Source organism: Pseudoduganella sp. RAF53_2 (genome assembly GCF_052113985.1).
In the GTDB taxonomy this organism is placed as follows: Bacteria; Pseudomonadota; Gammaproteobacteria; order Burkholderiales; family Burkholderiaceae_D; genus Rugamonas.
The window spans coordinates 1-1,013 of record NZ_JBFRDW010001100.1; the positions used below are offsets into that span (position 1 = coordinate 1).

Sequence of the window (1,013 nt, forward strand, 5' to 3'; positions counted from 1 at the left end):
CCGCAAGGAATTCCTCGAAAGCTTCCCGCTCGATGTGATGAAGATGGTGGGAACCCTGGAAAAAGATAAGCAGATCTTTGGCCTGCTGCAGATCGACCACACCGTGTACCAGGTGCGGCCCGGCCAGCACGCAGGACAGAACTTCGGTCTCATTACCTCGGTGTCCGAAGACGCGATAACAATCAAGGAAATTGTTCAGGATGCGGCCGGCGACTGGGTCGAACGCATGTCGAAGCTGGAACTGCAGGAAAGTAAGGAGAATACCAAATGATCGCCATCAGAACCGTGACGCGTGCCCTGCGTTTTGCAGGCCTCGCGCTGGCGCTGGCCGGCAGCGCAGCCGTGGCGCACGCCCAGCAAGGCAACGCGATCGAATCGATCACGGCCAACCAGCAAGGCAGCAATGTCATCGTCAAAATCGCGCTGAAAGATGCGCCGGAAAAGCTGCCCATCGGCTTTTCCATCACCAATCCGGCGCGCATTGCGCTGGATTTCGGCGCCACCAGCAACGGCACCGGCAAGACCAGTCAGGAAATCAACCTCGGTGACCTGAACAGTGTCAACGTAGTGCAGGCTGGCCAGCGTTCGCGCCTGGTATTCAACCTGAAGCGCCCTCTGAATTATGCAACCGCTATTGATGGCAAAGCTGTGATCATGACCATCGACGGCTCCGGCGGCATCGCCACTGCGGTCGATGCGCGCGGTCTGCCGATTCCTCAGGCGGCTCCCGTGGTCCCGGCGGGCAAGCAGCTGCTGCGCGATATCGACTTCCGCCGCGGTACCAGTGGTGAAGGGCGCGTAGTGGTGGACCTGCCGAACAGCCAGGTCGCCGTTGACGTGCGCCAGACCGCAACCGGCGTGGTGGTGGACTTCATGAAGACCGGTCTGCCGGAAACCTTGCGCCGCCGCCTTGACGTGACCGACTTCGGCACCCCGGTGACCAAGGTGACGACCGTTCCGCAGGGCGAAAATTCGCGCATGACCATCGAAGCGCATGGCCTGTGGGAGCAGAG

The 1,013-nt window shown here is 60.8% G+C and carries 2 protein-coding genes; both read left to right on the top strand.

Going from position 1 to position 1,013, the window contains the following annotated elements; genetic code table 11:
* A partial coding sequence (locus AB4Z11_RS32600) for a pilus assembly protein PilP (protein WP_442030441.1) occupies window positions 1-271 on the top strand: 271 nt, incomplete at its 5' end.
* The coding region (locus AB4Z11_RS32605) for an AMIN domain-containing protein (protein WP_442030443.1) at window positions 268-1,013 on the top strand (746 nt) is incomplete at its 3' end. The genes AB4Z11_RS32600 and AB4Z11_RS32605, both read left to right, overlap by 4 nt.